Origin of the sequence: Paraburkholderia sabiae, assembly GCF_030412785.1 — a bacterium.
In the GTDB taxonomy this organism is placed as follows: domain Bacteria; phylum Pseudomonadota; class Gammaproteobacteria; order Burkholderiales; family Burkholderiaceae; genus Paraburkholderia; species Paraburkholderia sabiae.
In genome coordinates, this window is record NZ_CP125298.1 from 206,180 (window position 1) to 230,550 (window position 24,371).

The 24,371-nt window shown below is 59.8% G+C and carries 25 protein-coding genes; 5 read left to right on the forward strand and 20 right to left on the reverse strand.

Annotation, left to right across the window (positions count from 1 at the left end):
* Positions 1-38 precede the first annotated feature (38 nt).
* The 7 genes from QEN71_RS43635 to QEN71_RS43665 all read right to left on the reverse strand — a co-directional run bounded on the left by QEN71_RS43635 (position 39) and on the right by QEN71_RS43665 (position 6,959).
* Positions 39-2,360: an SMC family ATPase gene (locus QEN71_RS43635; protein WP_201657795.1), complete on the reverse strand. Its 2,322-nt coding sequence runs from the start codon at positions 2,358-2,360 to the stop codon at positions 39-41.
* Positions 2,348-2,881, reverse strand: coding sequence for a hypothetical protein (locus QEN71_RS43640; protein ID WP_201657792.1), 534 nt, complete (start codon positions 2,879-2,881; stop codon positions 2,348-2,350). The genes QEN71_RS43635 and QEN71_RS43640 overlap by 13 nt, the downstream gene beginning before the upstream one ends.
* A 217-nt stretch (positions 2,882-3,098) precedes the next feature.
* Positions 3,099-4,430 carry a metallophosphoesterase family protein gene (locus tag QEN71_RS43645; RefSeq protein WP_201657789.1) on the reverse strand — a complete coding sequence of 444 codons (1,332 nt, stop codon included), beginning with the start codon at positions 4,428-4,430 and terminating at the stop codon, positions 3,099-3,101.
* Between the two features lie 79 nt (positions 4,431-4,509).
* Entirely contained in the window at positions 4,510-4,992 is a 483-nt protein-coding gene (locus QEN71_RS43650) for an NADAR family protein (RefSeq protein ID WP_201657785.1), read from the reverse strand.
* A 12-nt stretch (positions 4,993-5,004) separates the two neighbouring features.
* Positions 5,005-5,214 (reverse strand): hypothetical protein, encoded by a 210-nt coding sequence (locus QEN71_RS43655; RefSeq protein ID WP_176112746.1) that lies wholly within the window; start codon positions 5,212-5,214, stop codon positions 5,005-5,007.
* A 168-nt stretch (positions 5,215-5,382) separates the two neighbouring features.
* The gene (locus QEN71_RS43660; RefSeq protein ID WP_201657782.1) at positions 5,383-6,693 is read right to left on the reverse strand and encodes a recombination directionality factor; all 1,311 of its coding nucleotides are present in this window, start codon (positions 6,691-6,693) and stop codon (positions 5,383-5,385) included.
* Positions 6,690-6,959 carry a DUF7696 family protein gene (locus QEN71_RS43665; protein WP_377791639.1) on the reverse strand — a complete coding sequence of 90 codons (270 nt, stop codon included), beginning with the start codon at positions 6,957-6,959 and terminating at the stop codon, positions 6,690-6,692. Before QEN71_RS43665 ends, QEN71_RS43660 begins: the two co-directional genes overlap by 4 nt.
* Positions 6,960-7,612: 653 nt before the next feature.
* Here QEN71_RS43665 and QEN71_RS43670 point away from each other — a divergent pair.
* From QEN71_RS43670 to QEN71_RS43690, 5 genes are all read left to right on the forward strand, one after another.
* On the forward strand, positions 7,613-8,215 hold the full coding sequence (locus QEN71_RS43670) for a DUF1845 domain-containing protein (protein WP_201657779.1): 603 nt from the start codon (positions 7,613-7,615) through the stop codon (positions 8,213-8,215).
* 74 nt (positions 8,216-8,289) lie between these two features.
* Positions 8,290-9,198, forward strand: a complete 909-nt coding sequence (locus QEN71_RS43675; RefSeq protein WP_201657777.1) for a hypothetical protein — start codon at positions 8,290-8,292, stop codon at positions 9,196-9,198.
* Between the two features lie 13 nt (positions 9,199-9,211).
* Positions 9,212-9,688, forward strand: a complete 477-nt coding sequence (locus QEN71_RS43680) for a bactofilin family protein (protein WP_201657774.1) — start codon at positions 9,212-9,214, stop codon at positions 9,686-9,688.
* Positions 9,689-9,707: 19 nt separating this feature from the next.
* Entirely contained in the window at positions 9,708-10,004 is a 297-nt protein-coding gene (locus tag QEN71_RS43685) for a hypothetical protein (RefSeq protein WP_201657771.1), read from the forward strand.
* Positions 10,001-10,519, forward strand: a complete 519-nt coding sequence (locus tag QEN71_RS43690; protein WP_201657768.1) for a hypothetical protein — start codon at positions 10,001-10,003, stop codon at positions 10,517-10,519. The genes QEN71_RS43685 and QEN71_RS43690 overlap by 4 nt, the downstream gene beginning before the upstream one ends.
* A gap of 183 nt (positions 10,520-10,702) precedes the next feature.
* Here the strand turns inward: QEN71_RS43690 and QEN71_RS43695 are convergent, their stop codons facing one another.
* The 13 genes from QEN71_RS43695 to QEN71_RS43755 form a co-directional block, all read right to left on the reverse strand.
* A complete protein-coding gene (locus tag QEN71_RS43695; protein ID WP_201657765.1) occupies positions 10,703-12,427 on the reverse strand; it encodes an ATP-dependent helicase in 1,725 nt (574 codons plus the stop codon).
* Positions 12,428-12,437: 10 nt separating this feature from the next.
* Positions 12,438-13,268: an ATPase gene (locus tag QEN71_RS43700; RefSeq protein ID WP_201657762.1), complete on the reverse strand. Its 831-nt coding sequence runs from the start codon at positions 13,266-13,268 to the stop codon at positions 12,438-12,440.
* A 332-nt stretch (positions 13,269-13,600) separates the two neighbouring features.
* Complete coding sequence (locus QEN71_RS43705; RefSeq protein WP_201657759.1) at positions 13,601-14,215, reverse strand: DUF4400 domain-containing protein; 615 nt, start codon at positions 14,213-14,215, stop codon at positions 13,601-13,603.
* The gene (locus QEN71_RS43710) at positions 14,208-14,462 is read right to left on the reverse strand and encodes a hypothetical protein (RefSeq protein WP_233472053.1); all 255 of its coding nucleotides are present in this window, start codon (positions 14,460-14,462) and stop codon (positions 14,208-14,210) included. The genes QEN71_RS43705 and QEN71_RS43710 overlap by 8 nt, the downstream gene beginning before the upstream one ends.
* On the reverse strand, positions 14,419-14,937 hold the full coding sequence (locus tag QEN71_RS43715; protein WP_201657756.1) for a hypothetical protein: 519 nt from the start codon (positions 14,935-14,937) through the stop codon (positions 14,419-14,421). The genes QEN71_RS43710 and QEN71_RS43715 overlap by 44 nt, the downstream gene beginning before the upstream one ends.
* Before the next feature lie 9 nt (positions 14,938-14,946).
* Positions 14,947-16,818, reverse strand: a complete 1,872-nt coding sequence (gene traD / locus QEN71_RS43720) for a conjugative transfer system coupling protein TraD (protein WP_201657753.1) — start codon at positions 16,816-16,818, stop codon at positions 14,947-14,949.
* Entirely contained in the window at positions 16,815-18,176 is a 1,362-nt protein-coding gene (locus QEN71_RS43725; protein WP_201657750.1) for a TraI domain-containing protein, read from the reverse strand. The genes traD and QEN71_RS43725 overlap by 4 nt, the downstream gene beginning before the upstream one ends.
* Positions 18,173-19,048 (reverse strand): type IV secretion system protein, encoded by an 876-nt coding sequence (locus tag QEN71_RS43730; protein ID WP_233472052.1) that lies wholly within the window; start codon positions 19,046-19,048, stop codon positions 18,173-18,175. Before QEN71_RS43730 ends, QEN71_RS43725 begins: the two co-directional genes overlap by 4 nt.
* Positions 19,049-19,179: 131 nt before the next feature.
* A complete protein-coding gene (locus QEN71_RS43735) occupies positions 19,180-19,944 on the reverse strand; it encodes a type VI secretion protein (protein ID WP_201657733.1) in 765 nt (254 codons plus the stop codon).
* Positions 19,945-19,984: 40 nt separating this feature from the next.
* Positions 19,985-22,447, reverse strand: a complete 2,463-nt coding sequence (locus tag QEN71_RS43740) for a VirB4 family type IV secretion system protein (RefSeq protein WP_201657729.1) — start codon at positions 22,445-22,447, stop codon at positions 19,985-19,987.
* Entirely contained in the window at positions 22,441-22,749 is a 309-nt protein-coding gene (locus QEN71_RS43745) for a VirB3 family type IV secretion system protein (protein ID WP_201657726.1), read from the reverse strand. Before QEN71_RS43745 ends, QEN71_RS43740 begins: the two co-directional genes overlap by 7 nt.
* 1 nt (position 22,750) lies before the next feature.
* Positions 22,751-23,104 (reverse strand): conjugal transfer protein TrbC, encoded by a 354-nt coding sequence (locus tag QEN71_RS43750; RefSeq protein ID WP_201657723.1) that lies wholly within the window; start codon positions 23,102-23,104, stop codon positions 22,751-22,753.
* 14 nt (positions 23,105-23,118) lie between these two features.
* Complete coding sequence (locus tag QEN71_RS43755) at positions 23,119-24,168, reverse strand: CpaF family protein (protein WP_201657720.1); 1,050 nt, start codon at positions 24,166-24,168, stop codon at positions 23,119-23,121.
* Positions 24,169-24,371: the final 203 nt, after the last annotated feature.

Below are 24,371 nucleotides of genomic sequence, written 5' to 3' on the forward strand. Positions count from 1 at the left end.
TGTGGGGGCGTTCCCCACAGGGTTGAAAGAAAAAACGTTCAGGCTGCTAGCGCCTCGACGTCGATAAGTGCATCAGCCTCCCCGACAAGGTCAGGTGTCTGCGAGATGAAGAACTCCCGCTGATACCCGCCCTGTCGAAGCACCTCGCGCTTCATCCGCATGAACTGCATCTTGCGTTGCGGGTCGAGCGGACCGTCCGACTCATCGCTGAAAAGCGTCTGGTACGGTTGCCCGGTGTTCTGGGCAAGGTACAACGCGATACCACGCGTCAGACACTCGTTGATCCAGACCTTCTGGCCTCCCGACATCACCGACACCGACTTGGTGCTGTCGGCTTCAGCGTCATGCACGAGGATTTCAAAGCCCTCGCGCATTTCGCCACTGGCCAGCGCGCGCTGCGTGCGGATCTCCACCGTGAACCGCATCCCATAACAGGCCAGCAACAGCCTGTTGACGGTATCGGTCAATGCGGGTCCCGCGTCGTCGATGGTCAGGGCAATTACGCCGTCGTTACCCAGCCCTTTTGCCAGCAGCTTCCACTGTGCGATCTCGTCGGACAGACGATCCGCACGCAGTTGCGTAGCCGAGAAGCGGGCAAGCTCAACGTCCAGACCATTCGATTCAGCCTGTAGAACCGTCTGAGAGCGGATCGATGCTTCGATCCTCCCGTCTTGTGCTGCAACAGCCTCGCGGTTTGCGACCAGCTTCCGTTCGGTCTCTGCAATTGCAGCCGTCACGTCGACGGCTGCAAGCTGCTTCGATTCCTCGTGGATTCTGGTCATCTCCGTCGTCACGCGAGCCTTTTCGGACTCGAATCGGGCGGCACGCGCAGTACTCTCTTCAGCAACCGTCCTGAGTTCCGCATTCGCAGTCTCCAGTCCAGATACAGCTGCATCGAGAAGCGGCTTGCTCGCAGCGAGTTCGGTTGCAGCCTGCATGGTCTTGCGCGCCGCGCTTAAGGCGTTCGTGACAGCAGTCAACTCGCCCCGCTTCGCGGCAAGTTCGGCAACGACAGGTGCAAGCTCATCCGCCTGCGCCTTCTTCTCGCGATATTTCGTGCGAAGTTCGGACACTGACACGCGTTGCAAGTCTGCCTGCGATCGCGCCTGTAACGCCTGCGTGAGCAACGGACAGGCTGCATGCATTGCGTGGCCGACACAGGGAACCTGATCGACAACGGCGGCTTGCCGGTTCAACGTTTCCAGGTGAGCGGCTTTCGTCTGGCCTTCCGTCATCATTCCCGACAGCGCAGCATTGAGCGTAGCGTGTGATACCTGCTTTGCCTCACGCTCCGCAATCAAGCGCTGTAGAGGCTCCAGCTTTGCCTCCTCGCGGCCGATCAACAGTTGCACCTCGTCACGTTTCGCCGCCGCACCAAGAATCGCTTCCTTGCGTGCTAATGTCGCCTGATGCGTCGCGATGGTCCGGTTGATGGCAGTGACACGTTGCTGACTTCGAACTGATGCAGCCTGCTCGTCGTCAGACATAGCCTTCAAGGTCCGTACCAGCTCTCCACCACGCACGGCCAACTCACGAAGCCGTGCTTCAGACGTGGCCGACTCACTCGCCTTCGCTGCGAACGTCGCGCGTTCCTGAGTCAGCTTCGCAGCTTCCTCAAGCATTGCGTCACGTTGCGATCGGGCCTCGCGCAGAGCATCGCCCTGGGCCAGTACCGAGCGATCCAGTTCCGACTTGCGCTGACGCTTTCCAGCGAGCGCGACGAGTTCCGATTGGATCTCGTCGAGAGCACGACCCAGAATCCTCGCAACGTCGCCCGCTTTCGCCGACAGCGTCTTAAGGTGTTCGATGCCGAGCATCTCTGCCAGCAACGTCTTGATCTCGCCGGCGCCATAAGACGCAAGCGGTCGCCGGTTCTGCGCGGAAAAGACACTGGTAAAGAACGTCTCCAGCGAGCCGTTAATGGCTTCGACACAGCGGTTGTACGTCGCCGCCTTTCCATCCGACACGGTGCCGTCAGGCAGCGTGACCGGTCGCCATGTGCCGTCAGACCCATACCATGCGAGGTAGTACTCCGCCTTCCCGGTCTTGCCTGGTTTGCGGAATGTGAATGTCGAGCGGTACCGGATGCCGTCATGCTCCCATTCCAGCTCCTTCAGCGCGCTGGTGCCACAAATGTGATCCCAGTACGAGAACGCATCCACCGACAGCGTCGACGCGTGAGAAGGCATGATCGGATAAGGATGCAGATTGTCGATGATGGTCGTCTTCCCCGCTCCATTGGGTCCGACGAGAGCAATGAGACCTTTGGGCAGCGCTTCGAGGTCAAGGGTGATGCTTTCGCGCTTCATGCCATCGCGAACCCCATAGAAGCCTTCCAGCGTCAGTTTCAGAGGGCGCATGATCCAGCCTCCTGCTCTGAGATCGCGGCCATCTGTGCGTAGAACGCATCATCGTCATCGTTTCGAAACGGCTCCCGCATCGGATCGCCGGTAACCACCGCCGTCGTGGCCGGTGCCTGAAGCGTTCCTTCGATTGCAGCGGCAACCTTGTCGCATACGCGGCTGAATTCGCGTCGCGCGCGAGTCAGCAACCCGTCCCAATCGCGATAGCCGGTCAGGCTTCGGATCTCCATCGACGACCACTGCTTTGCGTAACCTTCCCGGTATGACCAGAGAAGGTGTTGCATCTGAACAGTCGGCGTTACGGCAATCTGCCGCGCAGCATGAGTTGTTTCCGACAGCACGAGGATCTGGCCAGACTGCGCCATGACGGCTCCGCGTTGCCGTCCGAAGGGTTGATGAAAAATCGCAGCGGTAAAGCCTGCGTGATCGACCAGCGACCGTTGAATATCGCGCATGTCCTGATCGTCCATCGCGAAAGTGCGGACCCATTCGGAACCGGCAGGGTAAAGGCCAAACATGGTTTCACTCCGTTAATGATTTGACGGAGTGCGCCCGGTAGGGATCGCTCCTCGCCAGGGTAAATGAATTGAACCGCTCAGAAAGGTCTAGCAACAACTACGTCGATGCGTCTATGACGCGGTGAACCTTGTTTCGATAGCTGCGTGAGCTATCGGAACAACGCTGTGTTCGAGAACCGGAGAGCCTTACTGGCCTCTCCCGTTCAGCGGCAGCGAGTTACGCTGCGAACAGATCGCCGTCGAGCCACGATGTCTGCGTGCCGGTTCCAACCTCGACCGTCGCGACAGGCATTGCGGCATCAGCCAACGTATCAACTTCTGGCTCCGCCTCGAGACTTGCAAGGACGGCAGCTGCGATCGCTTCCACGAAGCCTGATTCAAGAAGTTGATACCGCTCGACCAACGGCGCTGCGTCCACGTTCGCGTGTTCGGCCCAACGTTCAATCTTTCGATCTACGGTCGTTTCGAGACTGATTCCCTGCGAACGCGAGCGCACCACCGGCAGTATTCGCGCTTCGACCTTCAATCCGGCCGCCTGCGCGAACAGGGCTTCGATCGCATCACGATCAACCGACTGACGATGCTCTTCGTCGACCTGCCAACGAACACGAACGAACTTGTCGCTCGCATCCGCAGCAATCGCCGCAAGCTTCTCCATGTCCGGCGTACCATCGAAGTCCACACAGATTGTCTGTCGTGAAGGCGTCGGAATGAGTTCCGCTCTCGCGTCACCCACCTCAACGTCCCACATCAGATATCCCTTGTCGCCTTCCTCGCCGTAATGAAAGCGTCCGATCGATCCGGCGTAGCCGACCAGCTGGCCACCGCGTTCCCACTGCTGCGCCTTATGAATGTGTCCGAGCAGAAACGCGTCACATCTGGCGTCAAACAGCGCGCCGAGCGAGAACTCGTGATCGAATCCCGCCATCGTCACGCCATGCTCAGTCGTACAACCGTTGACCGTGCCGTGCGACACCCCGACAGTGCGGATGCCCGCCGCCGAAAGGCGTTGATTGATCCGTCCAGCGGCAGCCAGATAGTCACCCAGCACTGCCTCCAGACCGGTTGCCGCATCCGTGGCACCGACAGCGGGCGCCAGTTGCCCTTTGTTGACCGTGGGAAGACAGGTGAAGACGACATCTGCGCCGAGTGTCAAAACGCTACGCAACTCCTCTTCGTTGAACACCGGTCCTGCCGAAGCGAAGAAATTCCCTTCGAAAAGGCTCACCTGTTGCACGCGTTCGGCGATGAAAACGCGGTGCTTCTGACTCATCAGCGCGAAGTTACGCAAGGTGCCTGGCGGCTCGTGCGAGAACGTGCCCTGAAGCATCAGCACTGGCATCGAGAGACTGAGATGGTTGATATTCCATGCCAGCCTGTTAAGCGCCGGCGCGTGAGCATCAAGCCGATGGTCTGTCGAGTCACCCGAGATAACGGCGACATCCATGCAACGGTTCATCGCATCCTGTGCTGCGTGGGTAAAGCATCGGTCTGCCTCATCGAGGTTTTCCGGCGAGTAATGCAGGTCAGAAAAATGAGCGATTTTCACGTCGCCTCCTGAAAAAGAAAAAGGCCGCCCGTGGGCAGCCTCAATGGATGGTGCGCCAGGTAGCGCACAGTTGAAAAAGTCAGTGGGACAGGGTTTCGCGCACCTTCATCAGCGTGATGCCGAGCAGGTTCGCGCCACGCCAGTTCGCCTTGTCGAGAATCAGCGGGTCGCGCTCGCCCAGTCCCACGCCCCAGATGCGGTCGTATGGACTGGCTTCGACGAGTTCGGTCGATGCCGTCGCCAGAAGCAGCGAGCGCAATCCCGGGTTCTGGGCAAACTTCTCCCGGCACCCGACATAGACGATCGACTCGCGCTTGCCTTGCCACGTCGCAAGGTCGAATCCTTTCACGCCCCGTCCGATCGCCTTCTGATCTTTGGGATGACGCGCCGCGAGAATTTCTGCCGCTGCATTGTCATCGCCAAACAGCTTGGCTTTGGAAAACATCATGAACTGTTCTACCGAGGTGAAGTCCACGCCGTGATAGCTGAACCGGCACGGATGCCAGTTGCTCAGCGCGTCATCAGCGCCGAAAAATAGCGTGAAGTTGTCTACCTTGCGCATCGCTGAATGCTCCTAGAAGACTGTGATGCAGCCGTCACCCTCTCCCCAATTGATCTGCAGCTTCGCAGGCACGGGTTCGATAAACGAGGTGCTCATGCACTGCTGACATTGGACAACGATCCGCTGCGTTCGATCCGCAGTGAAGACCTTGAACAGGTCTCCACCACAGCCACCGCAACGCATCTCCTGCAGACCCGTAAGGGCGCTCAGATCGTTCGACATAACGTTGATACTCCATCAAGACAGGAAAATGATCCGCCGTCAGGCGGAAGAATTCGATGCGCAGGGATGCGCGGTCGAAAACGCTTGAGCAAGTGCCGCTTGCTGAAGGGTTCTCGTTACGCGAAGGTGAAGAAAGGAACGACCAGCCCCGAAGGGGCCGGTCCAAGGTTAGACGTAGGTCTTTGCCTGCAAGATCTCGTCATCAAGCGCAGCGCGATCGTCGAGCGCTGCCGTGAGGCGTGCGTTCATCTGATCAACGTCTGCCGGTCTTTCCGCCCAGCCGCGCCCGAATCTGACGTGCGCGAAGCGGCGGAAATCCTGCTGGCGATCCGGCTGGCTGAGCCCCAGGCGGTTAAGCAGATCGGACATGCGGTGACGCTTGTCTTCAAGCGACTCGCCCTCTTCGGGCTCGCCACCACCGTCGGCACCTGCGGTGCTTGCGCCGACCGTTTCGCCCTGCATCTGCGCAATGGTCCCAGAGCCTGCCTCTGTCATGGCCTGCGACAGGACCTCGACATTGCCACCGCCTTCGATCAGGGCAACTGCACGGCTCGCCGCCTCGAGCGCTGGCTGCGGCTCATCGCCTGCATCCAGCAATGCCCCGAGATCGATATCCGCATCGAGCACGGTTAGCATCTGCTTCTGACGCACCGGCTGCCCGTTGTCGTCGATCCGCGTGATGTCGAACTCCTTCTTCGACAGCCAGAAGCGCGTGCCGGTCAGCCTGCCTCGCGCGAGCGAGACGGTCTGCATGGCGGAATACGCTTTCTGCAGGACGTAAATCGAATTCGTTGGAAGTTCGATCAGCCCAAGGCCTTTCACGTCGGGGATCGCGAACACGAAGTTCGCGCTCAGATTGCACTTGCGCTCCTGATACTGCGGACACTCGTGCGGATCGCAGATTCCGTCGGGGATGTCGTCATCCTGACGCTGGATGACAAGACGACCACCGAAAGTCCGCCGCGCCCGCTTCGCACGCTCATCGCGCTCGACCGGTGCATACGTCTTGCAGTAGCGCTTGCCGTCACGGCCATACTCCGAGAAATACTGCCGTCCTGTCGTCGTATAGGCCGCCATCTGATTAGGCACATTACGCAGCCAGTCGTCGAAGGCGAACATCACCGGGAAGCGGTGCAGCTTGAGGCCGTCGCCACGATCCTCTCCGTAGAGCTTCAGAATTTCATCGGCGGTGTCAGGATTCGAGAAGTCCGACCGTCTGCAGGTGAAATGCGCGACGTTTCTCGGAATCAGCGCGTTGCGAAGATTCAGCTTCGATTCGATCACCTTTCCGATCGTCTCGTACGAGTCGCCGGCGGCCACCATTTCGTCGTACAGCTTCACGGCAGCCGGATTGCCCTGCGCGTTTCGTGTAAGAACCTTGATACCGGGCCGGATCTTGCCAATGATCGGCGGTCGGATTGCGCGCTCTTCGACCAGACTGCGAGGCGCGTTGTCGAACATCTGGACGACTGCATTCATGATGGTTTCATTGCGAGAAAAAAGATGGCGTTCGTCCGCAGCGTTTCGGCGTGAGATTCGATCTCGTGCGCCGCAGCGCTGCCTCGACGTTCGCTGACACGATGGATAAAGACGGAGCGCTCGGCGTCGCTGAACATCGCAACCGTCGCGGCCTCACAGCGGGAGCGCCAGGCTTCTGACGTGGTGTCGGAAACGCCACGCTCGTCGGCCAACTGATGCTTGATGGCCTCGGCGATGCGTTGATCGAGGCGGTCGGGTAACAACATAAACACCTCCAGTTGAGAAAGCCCATCGGAACCGATGGACGAAAAAAAAGCCCGCTCCGGGGAGGAGCGAGCTTCGTGGAATCAGGATAGATGAGACCTACGCGCCACGTCCCTTCTGGGGACGTGGCGAGCAGGGAGCGCCCGGAAACCGGAGCGCTCTGTCAGAGGACGTAAAGTCGTCCTCGCGCGGCATGGTCACGCCGCGCAACAGCCCTTTTCGGAAAATACATTCCGCCGCAGGAATCACGGATCAGCCAACTTCGATCGTTCTACCCAGATCAGGCTCTGGAGAGAGAACACCCGAAAACCCGGGTTCGAACGATGTACCGGCGCAAATGAATGCAGGCCAGGTACGAGTATCACAGCTGAAATAGGGGAGTCAGTAGCTGGCAGACTCATCACAAGGAGATTTCCACGCCGGGAGCTATCCGGTCGGAGCATGCTCAGGAGCACGACTTGGAGAAAGTAGATGGACTCCAGGCTTGGAGTCGAGGTCGATGCGTCAGAGACGCGGGGTATGGATTGAAGTGTCAGGGCAATTTGCCCTCGCGTGCGCGCTAAAGCTCACAAATTTCATATAGCTTTTCGCGAGCTTGACAACACCTGATTCGATGAGAATGTGTGTGAGAGAACACATACTTCCGAGAACAGTTATGTCTGGCTTCGACACGGAAAAGCCCGAAGGGGCTGATCCAGAACGACTCATTCCCCCCGCGCCCTCAGAGCACGGCTCGACAGGGCTTCGTCCCATCAAGCGCCTCACGAGCGATGATCGACTCGCCCGTATCAATCCCGAGACGCTGGCCAAAACCGAGTTGCACTATTACTCGGCATTCGCGCGGGAATTTGTCAGGTCGGACTACAACTTCTGCGCCGCAAAAATGACGATCGCGCGCGGCGGCAAGCTTGTCGCGCTTGAAGCCGAGTTCCGCACCGCCGAGGCGTTCTTCCGCAAGGCCCTGGGCTGGGCGAATCGCATGCACGGCAGAAACGTCCGCCTGGACCCCGAAACGGTGACACTTGAAATCAAGCATCCGATGTCGGGTCGCCTCGTGCGTCTGCTGACGATCTACGACCACCTCTTCCTCAAGACAATGGAAGCGCTCGTAGCGCGCACTTTGATGATGCATGAGAGGAAAGCTGCGCTCGATAGCGCGGAAGCACGGATCAAGCAGATTCCCTTCCTATGCATCCCGGATAACGATCGCTACGCGCCCGAAGGCGTTCTCCTGCCCGACGCAACTGAGGCCCATTAAGCGGGGCGCCGCGTCGGCTTGACATTGCATGGCGCGTGTCAGGCTGTATCCAGACAACGAGAAGAGGCTCTTTAATGGACATTCGAGAAATCCAGCGTCTGCATGCGCAGTTCGCGCCCGACTCGATGGTGATCGACCTTCCCCGGCAGATCGCCGCGCTGCCCGCACCGGGCGACTTCTCGGAAGGAGCGCGCCAATCTCCGCTCGCGCGAATCGGGCAAGCGCCAGAGCACTTCGCGCGCGCGAAATGGGCAAAGGCGGGTCCGCTTGCGCGCGGCGCAGCCATCGCCGTGGCTGCGGCCGCAGTTCTCGGCATGGCAGGTATGGGCGCGGCATCGCTCTACACCACTTACCGCGCCAACCACCACGATCCCGCCGTTGTGGCTCAGCCTGAAAAACAGACAGCGTCGAAGACGCCCGCCGCCGAGGCGAAGCCAGCGCCCGCTTTTGCTGATATCGACGCGACGCCCGCGCATCCCGTTAGTGCAGCGCCGACGCTGAGCGCAAGCGATTTCGCGTCGGCAGGTTCGCTGGGCCTCACGGCGGATCAGTTCAGGAATTCGCTGAAGACAACGCCTCGCAACGCCGGTCCTTCCGCCGCACCGGCAATGACCACCGAAGCGCAACGGGCCGCGGCATCCCCGATCCATCGGGAATCGACCCGGCGCGACTCGCCCGCTTCCGCTGCTTCAACAAGCGCCACTTCGCAGCAGCAACAGGCAGCCGCAACAGTCGCGGCCCCGGCGCCGGCGGCTCCCGCGCCTGAGCGCGCAAAGGCCGAGACGAAACAGACGCCGCCGGCCGCCGTAGCCCCACAGGCTCCCGCGATCGCAACGCAACCCGCTGTAACTGATAAACCCACGCACCCGGTACACCGGCATATCTCACGTCCGCGCCCCGAGGCTGCTGACACGGAAACGACCACTGCACCCAAGCCCGCAGCCGCGAACCGCGCTGGCTCCGCTGAAGTGCAAATGTTCTAGGACGCCCTCTGACATGAAAACGGAACTCAACATCACCCTTATCTCGCCCGGCTGCACGATCACGGGCGATATGATTGTTGACCATGGCGTCAGTTGTTTCGGTCTGCTCGATGGCGGCATCGTCTCGACGCAAGGTCTGCTGCACGTGGGCAGCGGTGGCCTCGTCAAGGGTACGGCGCAGGGGGAGCACGTCCGTATCGATGGCCGTGTCGACGGCAACGTACATGCACGCGGCTCGCTGGAGATCAACGGTCAGGTGACAGGCGACATCCTGTACTGCGGCACGATCCGGCTCGGACCGAATGCCGCGCTCAACGGCGCGCTCAAGCGCGTGCCGCGCATGCTGACTATCGAGGCGGAACCCATCAGCCTGGCAGGCGAACAGATGCCGGAAGTTTCGGCGCCTGCCCAAGGTCAGCAGGTCGAGACACCATCGGCGACGGAGCGACCGGAATCGAACGTGACCGAGTTCGCACGCGTTAAGGCCTGATCCCTCGACCGTCAAATCCATGGCCTCCGGACCTGCCTTTCCCGCGCGAGACTGGGAATCCGCCGCACAGGAAGCGGCGTTCGAAGGCCTTTGCTTTTGCATGGTTAGCGATGGTCGCTTCGTAAACCGTGATGCAATGCCCGACGGCACGCCCCACCGCAACCGCTTCTCGCTCCCACGGAAATTTTTTGCCAGACACGGAGCACGGGAGCGCGCAGAACTGATGAACCATCCCGACATTAAACCCGAACAGAGCGCGACGCAGTTGACTGAAGCTGCCGAGCGGATCGCCCTCCACATCGTTGACCAAAGATGACCATGAACATCCTTCGCAAGACCCTTTTCGCGACCACGGTCGCCGGCGCAATGATTGCCGGCGCGCATGCTGCGACGACTATCGAGGTGCTGGACGTCTCGTGGTACAAGGACGGAAAGTTGATCGACGGCGCCCGCCATACCCTGAGCGGCGACGGCATGCCACCCCAACCCGTTTTCAAGCAACGCGGCCAACAGGTCGGATACCTGCAATGCACCCGGACGGCGATTCAGATCGACCGTCGCGTCAAGACTGCATTCGTCGGCCGGTCGCTGGCAGTCACACCTGTAACGTTCGACGGCGATAAGGCGAATCTCATGATCTCCGCGATGGACACCGAGCTCACGGGCAAGCACGAGATCGGAACTGCCGACTGCGTCTCGGAGGTCCTAGATGTCAGCGGATACTCTCAATCGGACATTGCAGTCGACGTCGCCGACGGCAAGACGGTCGACGTTCCGTTGAGCGACCCGCATTACCAGCTGAAAGTCAGCCTGCATCACGAGATGCTCTAATTTCCGGAACGCCTGTCGTGCAATACATCGAATCAGGGTTTATCCTTAACCCGTTTCCTCTGTGTCTCCTCCGACATGGATTCAGCCCTCCGAGTGCGGGCTTTTTCTTTTGTGGCTCGCCAAATGAAAAAGAGAGCCAACCAAACGGTGGCTCCCTTTCTTCGGGCAGGCGCGACGCGACCGCTAGGCGGCCTGCTGGAGTGCCTCAACCTGCGCTTCCGTCACAAACCGCGACGCGAAGTTCTTCGAAGTGCCGGAAATCATCAGCGTCTCCCTCGCGCGCGTCATGGCCACATAGAACAGGCGACGCTCCTCCGGCTCCGTTGACTTGGCATCAGGCACGACGCTCTCCTCTGATCGCGCAATCCACACGTGATCCCATTCGAGGCCTTTCGAGCTATGCATGGTTGTCAGGATGAGCGCGCCGGGCGTCGGCTCATTGTTGTTCTGTCGAAGGAACAGCAGCCGGTCTGCAAGCGTGCCCGTAAGCCGCGTCAGGACGTCGTAGGTCGCCTGAATCGTGCGAATCGCACTTTCCTTCCTGGCATACTTCAGCATCCACTCGTTCACGCCTTCCAGCACCAACGAGTAAAACTTGCGGTCGCACAGTCCGCGCCACTCGGCAAGCCGTTTCATGAATTCGCGGTAATTGGTTGCTACTTCTTCCGGCAAGCCAAGCTCAACCAGTTCCGCGCGCGGCTTCTGGATCAGTTCGGCTCCCATGCTTGCATGCAACGAGCGCAGCTGCTCGGCACTCAAGCCCATGTGGGCGAGCACGGCGTCCAGGCCGGTTTCCTTCACGCGCTCGACGATCTCAAGCAGATTGCACATCAGCGCGCCCTCAGGGCGGCTCAGGACGGACGCGCCCGACGCGCGGTAGTACTTCACGCCGTGCGAGCGACAGACGGCTTCCAGCGGGTCGAGAATACGGTTGGTGCGCGCAAGGATCGCGCAGCTTTTGCCCTTGGCGAGCAACGGCGCGAGCGCCTCAACGGCTGACGTCGCCTCCACATACTCGTCCGCATGCCTTGACGCGAGCACGCTGCCGCCGGGTCCCTTCTCCGCGCGCAGTACTTTCGAGATCCGGTCGACATTGTTGCGGATGACACGGTCTGCGGCGGCCAGAATCTCGGAGCGGCACCTATAGTTGCTCCCGAGGACGACAGGTTTCGCGTCAAACTCCTTGATGAACGATTCCATGCCCCGGTAGCCGAGCGCCTCGCGGAACGCGTAGATACTCTGGTCGTCATCGCCAACGACCGTGACGATCGATCCCGCTTTCGCATGAAGCTCGATCCAGCGGTATTGCAGCGGATCGGTGTCCTGGAACTCGTCGACGAGCAGATAGGTGAAGGGGTAAGGCAGTATGGTGCCGTTTTGCATGCCCTCGACCGCGAGCCGGAGCATGTCCTGAAAATCGATCTTGCCGTTTCGCGCGAGCGCTTCCTGATAGGCGTGATAAAGCTGCCCGTCTGCACTTTTCGAGTCGCACTGGCCGAAATTGGTCTTGATCTTTTCGATCGTTGGGATGACGTCTTCTGCCTTCCCGTCCAAACCGAGATCCTGCATCACCCGAATCAGCAGACCGAGTCGGTCGCCGTCGCTCGCGATATCGAGCGGACGGGCTCCGGGCCGCTGAAGTTGCTTGTAGGCGAGAGAGTGAAACGTGCCCGCGATCAGGCGCTTCTTCACGGCCTTTCCAGCGACCGCAAGAATCCGCTCTCGCAGTTCGATGGCGGCGTCCTTGGAAAAGGTCACCGCTCCGACCATTGACGCATTCTCCTGCAGCAGGAGCGCGGCTTTCATGGCGATCGTCTTTGTCTTGCCCGCGCCGGGGCAGGCAATCGCCACGCAGTTCTGGCGCAACTGGGCGACTTCCCGCTGCTGGGGGTTCAATTCGTCCAGCATGCCGCCCTCCTTAAAGGCCGCGAACCGTCGTCATCAGGCGCAGGTGCGTCATGTAACCGCGCACGCCCAGCGGATTGACCTTCTTCAGAAAGCGCACCGTTTCGTCGTCCACATCCGACTGGTCCCGAATGCCGTTCCAGACCATGAAGTCGAAGTGATCCATCGCGTGGTCAAACTTCGTGATGGCCGTCAGCACGCGCATCGAAAAGCGCGAATACACCTCCACCTGCATATCGAGCGCGGGCATCGGGATCGACGGCTCGAAAACAAATTCGCCAGCCTGGCGAAGCTCGGCCTCTTTCTGCTGACGGTAGCCTTCCGTGACGCGCGTCACTTCCTCGACGTGCGCCTCGATGGCGTCGATCTGCTTGTCGAAAAACTTGTTCACGGACTTTTTGTCTTCCACGCCGAAGGTCGAATCGCCAAAGCGCTGCATGTTGACGCTCATGCGATTCAGGTACGGCCACCATTGTTCAAACAACGGCTTCAGACGCGTGTGATTCAGACGGACGTGGGCCGGCACCACCGCGGCGCCGGAGAGTTGACGCTCCATCAACTGGCGGCCGATCTCACGCCGGCGCTTGATGATTGCAATGCGATCGCTCGCTGGCAGATCACGAAACAGCTTGCGCGTCTTCGCAACCTCCGCGAGCTTGAGGTTCGCCTCATCGCTGGAAATAACGCCTTCCTTGTGCAGGCGGTCGGCGTCGGCTTCCATCTGGTTAAGTTCCAGCTCGACGTCGGCTTGGCCTTCGACATCCGCGCTTGCGTGCGCGTCGGACGGAACTGCGGAATTCACAGCCAGCGTTTTTTCCAGATCGGTTTCTGCCACAGCGCTCATTTGTGCCTCTCCATTTCGTTGGTTAATCGGGCACACGAGAGACGTGTCCCAACAATGTCATTGTTGCGACGGCAAGAAAGCAGGGGCGCCCGAAACAGGCATTATTTCGAAGTTCTTTCCGCGATTGGACAGGACCCCAACCCCGCCACGTGTCAATCGCCTGAAGGCGCGTCGATCCCCCTCAAGCGACAGGTGCGGTTGGGCGAATCGCGGGAGATGTGGTCGGGAGAACAGCGGGCTGCGGCGTCCGCGTTATAACGCGTTAAGGCCACTTCTGAGAAAAGCCCCGGAAATTTACATGCCTTTCCGGGGATCAGATTACAGCGTCCCTTCTATCGGGATGACTGGAATGACTCTGCGGCCTTCCAGAGCAGTGCGCCAAGAAGCGCGGCGACCGCGAGCCAGTAACCGGCCAGCACGGGAACCGGCGCGACGAGAACGCCAAACAGCGTACCTGTTACAAGTAGCAGGCCATGACCTGCCAGGTGGAAAGACAGCGGGCTGACGAAACCGGCGGCGGAAGCCTTGATCTTGCGTCGCGCCGCTCCGTCTATAAACATGCCGAACGCGAACAGCAGTGTGCCGACGATCCACATCTTCATGACCATCGCGCGGAATATCATCCGGTAAGCCAACAACCAGAAATTTTCCGTCCACGTGTGGGCGAAGCTGGAAAATCCACCGTCGTTCAGCGCACCAACATTGCCGGACGCGGTGAGCGTGCGGTGCACGATGCCATTGTCGACGAACGAGCGACGGAACAGGTCGTTCGCAGACCGGATGGCGGCGTCCGCCCTATCCTGCCCGACCGACGCGACAAGCGACTCCGTTTCTGCGTCAGGGATCTCGAAGAGTTTGCGGTCAGGGATCGCCGGCATCGCAGCGATCGCGAGCACAGGGACCAGCAGGAACCAGACTCTGATATGCGAACCAAATCGGCTAGCCATGGTGCAGAAGCTTCACGATGAGTAAAACGGGGATTGCGGCCGTTGCCAGCAGGCCACCCCAGAAAAGCTGCGGGCGATTTATACAGATCGATGCAAGCGCGTAACAGCGCGCGCCCGCGCCCCACGTGAACTGCTCGGGCGGCGTGGCGTCGGGCTCGTCGAAGGCGCTGGCGGTATCAAGCGCACGCCGCGCCATGTCGACATCAACCCGCGACAACTTCGCTATGATCGTAGCGGTGAGCGACATCGTATTCCTCAAAGTATCGACGGAACGCTTCGCCTTGCAGCACGCGTGACGCCAGTTGGAATGCTGCGGTGCGCTCCGTGATGTGTTCCGGGCACCGTTCATCAACCATCTCAAATTCGCAGTTCGGATGCCGCTCCTCAAAACCGGGGATCGACTCCAGCATCGGACACCAGACGCTCAGCTTTTCGCCCCGACGCGCGACGTAGCGGCGCGCGTAAAGCGACTTGGCGGGTTCGAACAGTCCCTGCATGAATGCGACGTGCTGATCACCTGTGCGCTTCGCCCTCTTGAAGCTGCTCAGTGCCGATTCGATCATTTCGGCTGCGAGCGGACCCTTGTCTCCGAGGAAGCGCTCACCGACAAAGTCGGCTACCCGCGAACACGCGAGCTCGAGATCGGGCGCGACGTTGAACACAGGAATCAGCTTGTGCGACAGCTTATGGTCGCGAATGACGTTTTTGAATACAGCGGACATTTGTTTATTTCAGCCTTCGATGATTGGAATTCGGCCCTGATACACGGCACCGCCAGAGATACGCATGAAATATTGCAAATTCGGCAACTTGTGAATGATTGGCATCGGGATCAACGGCACTTTCTCCAGTTGCAGGGTGCGCGACTGTGACCCGCTGAACTCCATCGCATGCGCCTCGGTCGAGGTGTTCGTGCTGTTCGAGATGTTGACCACCCGAATCGCTGTCTCCCCCACCTTGTCCGAAAACCATTTGGCGGTATCGCTATCTTCCAATCTTAGAATTATCTGGTTGTTCAGATTCCCCAAAACCTGCAGCATTTTCGCCGCGTTTCCGAGTTTTGCTTCAAGGTCAGCCCGAGCTTGGAATGCGACGAATGCCTTGAAGCCCGCGCCGCGACCCTTGTTGAGAATCTGGATCACCTGTTCGTTGATCGCTTCCGCGATCTCGTCGATGATTAGCACGACGTCGGGCTTCTCGGCGTAGAAGTTGTAGATCGAACCGCAGACCGCCGCCACATCCGACAATGCCATGGACGCGATCGCTTTCTGAACGATGTTGTTCGACAGCGAGTCGAGGCCCATGTACAGGACGGCCTTTTGCTTGATGATCTTGTCGATGTCCCAGATCTCGCGGTCGTCTTCGAAGTCATCAGCCTTCGGAGCCAGCATCAGGCCCGTTTCGCCAGTTGCCAGCATCTGTAGCAGCGGCAATGCCGAAGCGATGATCCGCATGTAGTGCTCGCGGTCATGCGTATGGGTCGCGATCAGCCCGTCGATGGTTTCATGACCGCGATCGTTGGCCGCGAACTGATCGTTGTAGAGTTTCGCCATCCCATCGACCAGCGACACGTCGTTCTTGCGCACCGAGTCTTTGACCGTCTGCGCGACCGTCAACTCTTCCCAGTTCGACAGCCCGTTTTCAACGAAGAAGCGACGCAGGCAGCGGTCCAGCAGCGCGCCGATGCCCGACTGCGCATACTTGAGGATCGAGCGCAGATTCGGCTTGTCGCCAACGTACAGCTCCCCTTTGACGGCGCGGTCGATAAAGAGGAACGCGAAGTCTCTAAATGGCCCCTCCTCCATCAGCTGCGCGATGCGCGACGGGATTTCCGATGGCTGCGACCAGTTTTCCAGCGGGTTGAGCCGGATCGACTCATGCGGCTTGGCCTGATTGAAGTACAGGAATTTTCGGCCCGCGCGCGCACATTCCTTTTCGACCCGGTTCTTCCAGTCATCGTCGTTCTTCGGATCAACGATGATCAGCACGTCTTTCGGGTTATGGATGACCTGCGTCGAGATGACCTCATACGTGCGCGTCTTGCCTGAGCCCGTTGTACCGCCCACGAGCGTATGCCCGCCCATCGCCTTGTAGTGGAACGGCACGCGGACCTTCTTCGGTTCCATGCCGTGAATCCACGATGCGCCTTGCGGCATCCGGTCGCGAACGCTGTCACGCGGCGCGAAGATGCGCTCGATACGCGCCTCGACTTTCCGCCCCGCCTCCGTCTTGTTCAACCACTTCGGCAAGGACGGTATATCGGTCACTGGCATCCGCAGGATGTCGTGAGCGATCTGCGTGTGCTTCTGCGTCCACTCGAAGCCGGTGCCGAGATACATTGAATCCTCGCGCGCGCGCATCTGGCGCTGCGTTTCGAGCAGTTTCGCGATGATGATCTTGCTCAGCCACTTCGTTGAAATGGCCATGCGGAAGCTCAGCGCGCGCCAGACCTGAATCCCCCGGATGACCAGCATGACGAAAGCCGCGAGGGCGAAAGCCCAGCCATACGGCATCCCGGACACGAGAATGCCGACGATCGCTGCAGGCCATATAAGCAGCGGCCGGAATTCGTAGATCGGGCGGAAATGATTGATGTAGCTCATGCGGCGGGACGCTCCATGATTAGACGGCCAGCTCGTTCGACGATGCAGATGTCGTTGCCCGATGCGCGGAGGAGGAGCGCGCGTTTGCGCAACTGTTCGACTAGCGTGTCACTGGTCATCCCATATGCGCCGACCAGGCGCTTTTGCACCGTCAGGCCCTTTTCTTCCCAACTAACTTTCGCTTTGCCCGAGGCGACGTCATCCGCGAGCGCGCGGAAGAACTCGCGCATCATGGCTGAGCCAGGCCCGAGTATCTCGTTCAGCTCTTCGTCCGTTGGGCCGGTCCGCGGACCTTTCGGTGCCGCCGGCGACGTCTTCATCTGTGACGGGTCGATGGCAGCGGGGTTTGGCGTATCCATGGCAGTCGGTGCGACTGCCGATACGGCGGCCGTCTGCTCCTCGCTCCGTTGCAACGCGTCAAGCAGCGACTGCGAAAGCTGCGGGGCACCTGGTGCTGGCGGTGCCGTTGTGGCAACCGACCCGGATGGCGGAGCGTCTGTGGAAGGCCCCGGGCCGGTGGCGGGCGCGGCCTGCGGGGATTGAGGACTAGCGGCTTGCGGCGTCGCCTGAGAAGGCGTCGCAGCGGGAGCAACGGGTGCCACCTGCTGCGGCTGAAGCTCGAGAGCGACGTGGACTGCCGACGGCACCTCAAATTTGACGGGCGCAAAAAGCCCGCGTTGCGCCTTGCGCTCAAAATCAACTGCCACATCCATCGCCTGACGCACGACCTTGTGGACGAGCGCCTCGAAGCCCTGCGGGCTCCTGTCGGGATTGATCGCGCCAAACAGGTCTGACAGCACAGAGTTGTCGAGACCGGAAAGCAGCTCGGGCGCGATCACCGTCCGCGCAAACATCGCCGTGCGCATCCGCTCTCCCTTGAGCGGTGCGGCGCGACGTTGGACGAAATATTCGCGGTCGCCGATCCAGTCTCCAAACGCCCCGTGCGCGGCAGGATTCCACTGGGCATTGTCCGACGCGCGCACGAACTCGAAGTGCCTGCACGGTTCATCGAGCAGCGAGCACACCGCGGCCAGAAAAACCGCGTAAATGTACTGCGGTTCAAGCCGGCGGCGCTTCTCCGAAGTCATGTCGGCCGCAAACTTCTGCCCACCCGCGAGCCGCATGGCGTAGAAAGTCGCTTCGATGGTTGCACGGAACGCACCACCCGGCTCAGCATGCAACTCAGGCGTGAGCGGCATCGACGAAAACCAGGCGGCGCACCGGCGCAGGACGGACAGCCACTTCCTCTCGAATTCCGCCTCAGTGCTCTCGTTGGCACACTGCCGCACAAGCTCCAAACGCTTCTTGTGTGTCTCCAAAAGTTCGGGACCCGCGATCGGGCGATGGGCGGCGGTCATGGGATGAAACTCTTTGCCAGTTTGAGCGCACCCGTTCCGGTTGCTCCTGCACCGCTGCCGAACATCCCCGCCAGCTTCGGAATCTCGAAGGCCAGCAACAGGACGAACACAGCCAGGTCAAACGCGTAAGCGCCCGTCACCGTGGCGCCACTCGCAGGTGTAGCTTTGCTAACGGCATTAGCGATGTTGGCGCCTACCAGCTTCACGAGTACGGCAACCATGACGACATACATGCCCGAATGAATCATCCAGTCGAGCCATCTCATAAAGTAGTTGCGCGTGTAGCTGGAAAAACCCAACGAGATCGCGATTGGCCCGAGAACGATACCCACTGCCGCCTGAATCTGACCCACCGCACTGAAATACGCGAAGACAATGGAAGCGATCAGGATCACGATAAACGCGAGGAGCAACCCAATCGCGTCGACCATCGTCCCTGTGATGTCCGTCAGGAGCTTGATGCTCAGAACGCGGTTCTTCAGGGCGTCGTACATGGTCCCGGCGAGCGTCGCAAGCTGCGTGGAAATGCTGTTATCGGCGCCGCCCGATATGTGCGACGCGAGTTGATCGAACCACGTCCACAATCCCGTCGCAGAAGTCGAATAACCGAGGTACAGCGCGACGAAGATGCCAAGCACCGCCACCTCCTCGAACAGGTTCACCCACGCCGCGACGGGATGATGCGTCCCCGAGAAGCGAATGCCGACCAGCACGAGTGAGATGACGCCCAGGCCCCATGCGAACTTGTTTGCTTCCGTCATCACATTGGCACTGGCGTCGACGGCTGCCGGAATCAGGTTACCGATCAGCGACGTGATCTGATTGATCGCGTCCGTAGAGCCTTTCGTAAAATCGCCGTTCTGGCTCGTCAAAGGCTGTGCGGTAGTCGTCCCGGTCGTGCCCGTTGTATCTGCAAACGCTGTGGACGACACGAACGCTGGCAGAAGAGCGCAAAACACGAAGACCAGCCTACGCGATACACGCATTAAGAACATGCTCATGCTCATTGGCCCAGAACCTTGGACGTGCCGATCGTGGCGTTGTAGGTAGCGCGTTGCTGATCCAGTTGGGTCTGCAACGCCGCCTTCGCCGTGTTGCTTGCCTGATCGTCCGCCGTCTTCTGGGCCTGCACGACGCTATCAGCCTGTTGCTTCGTCGCCATCATCTGCAGCATGTCGCTGTTCTGGCTTGCGACGATATCCAGCATGTGCGTCGTGAGTTGAGCCGTCGCTTCAGCCGTCGGCGACATGTTCAGCTGGTCCTGGATCTCCTGACGGCGCTTGGCTAGCACGCTCACGTGCGAAATGACGTCATTGCCCTGCTGGAAAAGCTGCTTTGCCGTCTGGTCGTTGTTGCTGATAAGGGTCGCCTGATCATTGAACCACTGCGTCGTCGACTTGCCCGACTGCGTAATCAGGGCCTGCACTTTGGTCGCGTACTGTGCGTTCGATTGCAGGCCACCATACAGCGCCTTCATCGTGTCCGTGTACTTGTTCAGTGTGTCGATATCGCCGGAGATGGTGCTAGCCTGCGCCGCCATCGCGGCCGGATTCAGATTGGCCGCCTGTTTAAGCTGGTTCAGCATCATCTGATACTGGTAGGTGAGGTTCGTGTCCTGATAGACCTCCCCTTTGACCGCGCCCATTGCCGTCAGCGTGTTCTGAATGAAATTGGTCGGATCGAAGACGGGTAACGTCGCATTGCTTTGCTGGACGAAGCCGAAAGTCACCGTAGCCACTGCCACAACGGTCTTTAGCAATTTTTTCATGGTGAGTATTTCCAGGAGGAGTAGTTAGCTAACGGATGTGCTACGCGTTCGCAGTAACGTCGCGCACATATGCGTCCTGCCAGTTGTCGACGCCCGACTTGATGTGCTTGTCGAGCAGCGTTTGCGCGCGGCCGTCTGAGCGGAGGTACGCGAGCGCCTCTTTCGTGAAAGCGGCTTGCAACATGCGGGTCTGCGTGGACGTCACCCACAGGTAGTCGCGGTTCGGCACCGCCTCGGCGATCATCTTGATCTGGTGCTGGGTCAGGCCAAAGATGTCCCGATACAGCGCCTGGTTGTTAACCGCATCGCTGTTGGGCAGATAGATGATGTTCGGAATGTTCTCTTTGAGAATTTCGAAGTCCGGCACGCGCGCAAGCTGGCCAAGCGATTGCGTTGCCATAAGCAGGGCCGCGTTCAGTTTTCGGATCGTCACAGCCCAGATTTCAAGTCGCGCATAAAACTTCGGGTAGGTGAAGAAGAACCCGGCCTCCTCGATCTCGATCACGGTATAGCGCTTGCCGTCAAGAATCTGTGCGATCCGATAGAAGGCATAGTCCATGAACAACGCAGCCGCAACCGGGAAGTTCTGGAAGAGATCGCCCATCTCGATCGACAGGTCATCGGAAAGCGCGAAGCCGTCCTCGACGTGATCGAAGAAATGGCCGTTCTTCTGCCCTTCTGTCCACAAAACCAGCCGCTCGCGCAGTTCCTGGGGTAGCAGATTCGTCAGTCTCGAAAGCCGCCACATCTCTGGCGGAAAGCCGCGAGCGAGCGTGCGGATGCGGTCGTAGATCGTGGCTTCATCCTCCGGCGCGCAGGTGTAGTCGTCGCCTTCGATAACGAGCGTCACCCACTCGGCCACGTACGACCAGTGCTTGCTGTCTCCGATAAGCGAGAGCGGGTTAACCGAAGTCGCGGCCTCGAACCGGCCTGTCGCGTCGATAAACCGGCCACCGCCGAGCAGCGTCGGAATGCGCGTCGACCGGTCCTTGTCGAACCGGATTCGACGCGCGCCGTGTCGCCCCGTCTGCGACATCAGGAAATTGAGAATCACGGACTTGCCCGCGCCGATCGGACCCACAACGAGTGTGTGCGCCTTGCCGCCCGGATGGTGCAGATCGACGTTTTGAAGCGTCCGGTGCCGCGTCGGCAAACAGGTGAGCGGGCCCGTGCGCTTGCCGGACTGCTGGCTCAGCCATTCATTGACGGTCGAGCCTTCGCCCACGCTGCAAATGGGCGCGATGTCCGAGACCACCGGGGTCTCGACGAACTGCAGGCGCTTCTGCTGATCCCAGCGCCCAGGCAACGTCGAAGCCCACGCGGCGAACAGGTTGTCCTTTTCCGGAAGCACACCGAATCCGGCGTTACCGATGACCCCGACGACCTGTCTGGTTGCGTCCTCGCATTCTTTCTCCGTGCTGCCATAGATGATGACCGAGATATTCGCGAAGCCGTACTGTTGACCCTCAGCATCGAGCTTTGCGAGGGCTTCACTGGCTTCCTTCGCCAGCATCTCGCGGCCCTCGTCGTTTTTTTGCTCTTCCTTCGTTGCCCATTGCTTGATGATGGCGACGGGATTGAAAGCAGCGACCTTGTAGAAGCCGCGGATCTTCTTGATGTAGCTGCTCGCGCGCGAGCTGTCGAGAAACCGGAACATGACGCAAACATCCAGTTCCGCGTCGACCTGCGACAGCACGTCGAGTGCAGCCTCCCGAAAACCGTTCCATTCCTTGACGCCGAGGATTCGCGCATACACCTTTCCATGCGCCGACTCGAACATGAGTTGCTCGGAGCCGATCGTCACGACCGTCTCGGTCAAATGCGTGTCGAGCATCGTGACGGGATAACGGATGCGGCGCTTTGGCGTACTGGGATTCGCGCGCTGATGCAGGAAAGACAACGCGTTCTGCAACTGCAGGCGCTTCATCTTCAGGCGGGTCACACCGCCCACAAAGCTGTCGATGACTGCCTCGAAGCGCTTGATCTCGGTTTGCAGTTTGGTCAGATCGAATACGAACGCGCTGCGCGCGAGAATCAGATCCTTCCCGGCCTCGAACATTGCGGCGAACACGTTCTTGCCGCCGACCGACATGTGATAGCCGATCTTGTCGAAAATGCGTGACAGGCCGGTCTCAGGTGTGAACGCCAGCGCGAGCGAATGCGAATTGCGGAAGAACTTGCCGCTGCCTATGTTGGCCTGATTGATGGCGTCCACCTGCGCGTCCGCTTCCGAGGCGAAGTCGCCGTCGATCCCGCCTTTCACGCGACGATGAGACACCCGCCACCACGCCGTAACGCGATGATCGAAGTTCTTGCATGCGTGGTCGAGGTTGTCCCTCGCGGCCGTGATGTCCGCAGGATTGGGAGTGTCGGCGTCGATCCCCTCAAACTCGAAGAGCGTCACGAGCGATCCGTCCTTGTCGAGCACGAGTTCGGGCGTAACGAGCGTTATCCACGGTGCGATTTCCTGCACCGCGCGTTTGGTGAACGACATTTTCAGCATGGAAGATCCTGATCGAAGCCATATGGGCGCTTGAACCGTGCACTTAATTTCCCGTGAGGCTCGGGCTCATACACGTCGGGATAGCGGTTGTAGACGAGCATCACGAGGCGCCACCACGGATCTTTCGAGCTACGCCAGCGCAGATAGAAATGCGCGAGGACACCCAGCACGAGGAAGGATGGCGTCCAACTCGTATAGGTGAGCAACGCGGTAATCGTGCCGTTCAGAATCGCGAGCATGCGGTCCGCGCCGCCCATCTGGCGGGGCAGCGAGAGTCCGCGGCTGACCTTGTGCTGGCGCATATCAGCAGGCGACGGCCATGTGGAAGTGATCGCGCATGATTGGCACCGCAACGGATGCGATACCCAGACCGATCAGCACCACGGAGAAAGTCTTGGCGATGTTGCTTTCCGAGTTCGCGACTGCCACGCCGCCCAGCGTAATCAGCACGATACCGATGCCGTACAGATACGGGCCGCTGATGAGGTTGCTGATCGTGCAGATGATGTCGGTCAGGCCCGTCAGCGACGAATAATCGCCCGCTGCCATCGCCGCTGCCGATGCCACGCTCAGCAGCGCGCCGACGATCATCGGCTTGCCCGGTCGAAGCTTCTTCGCCACCGCGGCAGCCGAACTGAAAAACTTTCCTTGCTTCATTTTTGATGCTCCCGTTAAAAAACCCGTCGTAGGTCGTAGTCGTTGTTGCGAAAGCCCCGGATTTCCAGGATTTCGGAGATATGGCGCATTTCGCCTGTCCGTTTGAAATGCACCACGTAGTTGAAGCAGTCGGCGATGTTTTTGCGCATGTCGCCCAGTTCCCAACGCGAACCGGCAGGGATGCCGAGCATGGCGAGACTTTCGAGACGGCTGAGCGCCGTGCGCGCGTTGTTCGCGTGAAGGGAAGCAAGGCCACCGTCGTGGCCCGTGTTGAGCGCCTGCAGAAGGTCATAACCCTCGCCGCCACGCACTTCGCCGACGATGATCCGGTCCGGACGGAAGCGTAGACACAGCGCGACGAGCAGCTGCGTCGTGACGTTTGTGTCAGCGTTTGATAGCAGGCGCACGCGGTTCGGCACCTGCACCTTTAACTCCATCGTGTCCTCGATGGTGATCACCCGTTGGTCCTCGGGGATCACGCTGACGAGCGCGTTGAGGAATGTCGTCTTGCCTGCAGACGTGCCGCCTGCGACGAGCACGTTCTTGCGCGACTGGACCAGAGCGGTCAGAGCTCGCATGAGCGCTTCGTTCTCGATGCCGTCCTCGAAGTGGATTGCTTCCGCTTCTTCCGGGCGCGCGTGCGATTTCGAGAAAGCTCCCATGCGCACGTAGTCGTCGAGCGACATCTTCGACTCGCGGTGTTTTCGGATACTGAGCGCGTGACCGTCTATCGCGGTCGGATTCATCACCGCCGCGATACGCAGGTTCTTGTGACCGGCGTTGATGATGCCCTTGTCACTGCCCGCGCGTGCCGACTTGTCGACAGACGAAGCCAGCGAGTGAATCGCCCCTTCCAGATGTTCCGGCCTCAGATCGAGGTTCACGCGCGACATGACGCCGCGATGTTCGATCCACACATTGCGATAGTCGTTGACCATGATTTCCGCAATGTCCGGTGCGTCGAAGTATTCCTTCAGCGGCGCGAGCGCCTGGAAAAACATATCGACGGCACCCGCTTTGAGCGGCTGCAGCTTCAATACCGGGTTGTCGTCAAGTTCGGACATGCGATGCTCTGATGGCGGTCTAACATGCGACTATTGTTCTGTCTGGCTTGCGCAGACGGGCATCAAAAGGCCGGTGAAATTACGCGGCTTTCTCGCTTCGAACCGCCCCCTTAGTTCGTGGGCCTGTCGCCAACGACAAGAGTCGAAGTCAGCGAACTTTCTGGCTCGACGAACTTCCTATTACGCGTTAAAGCCACTGCCGC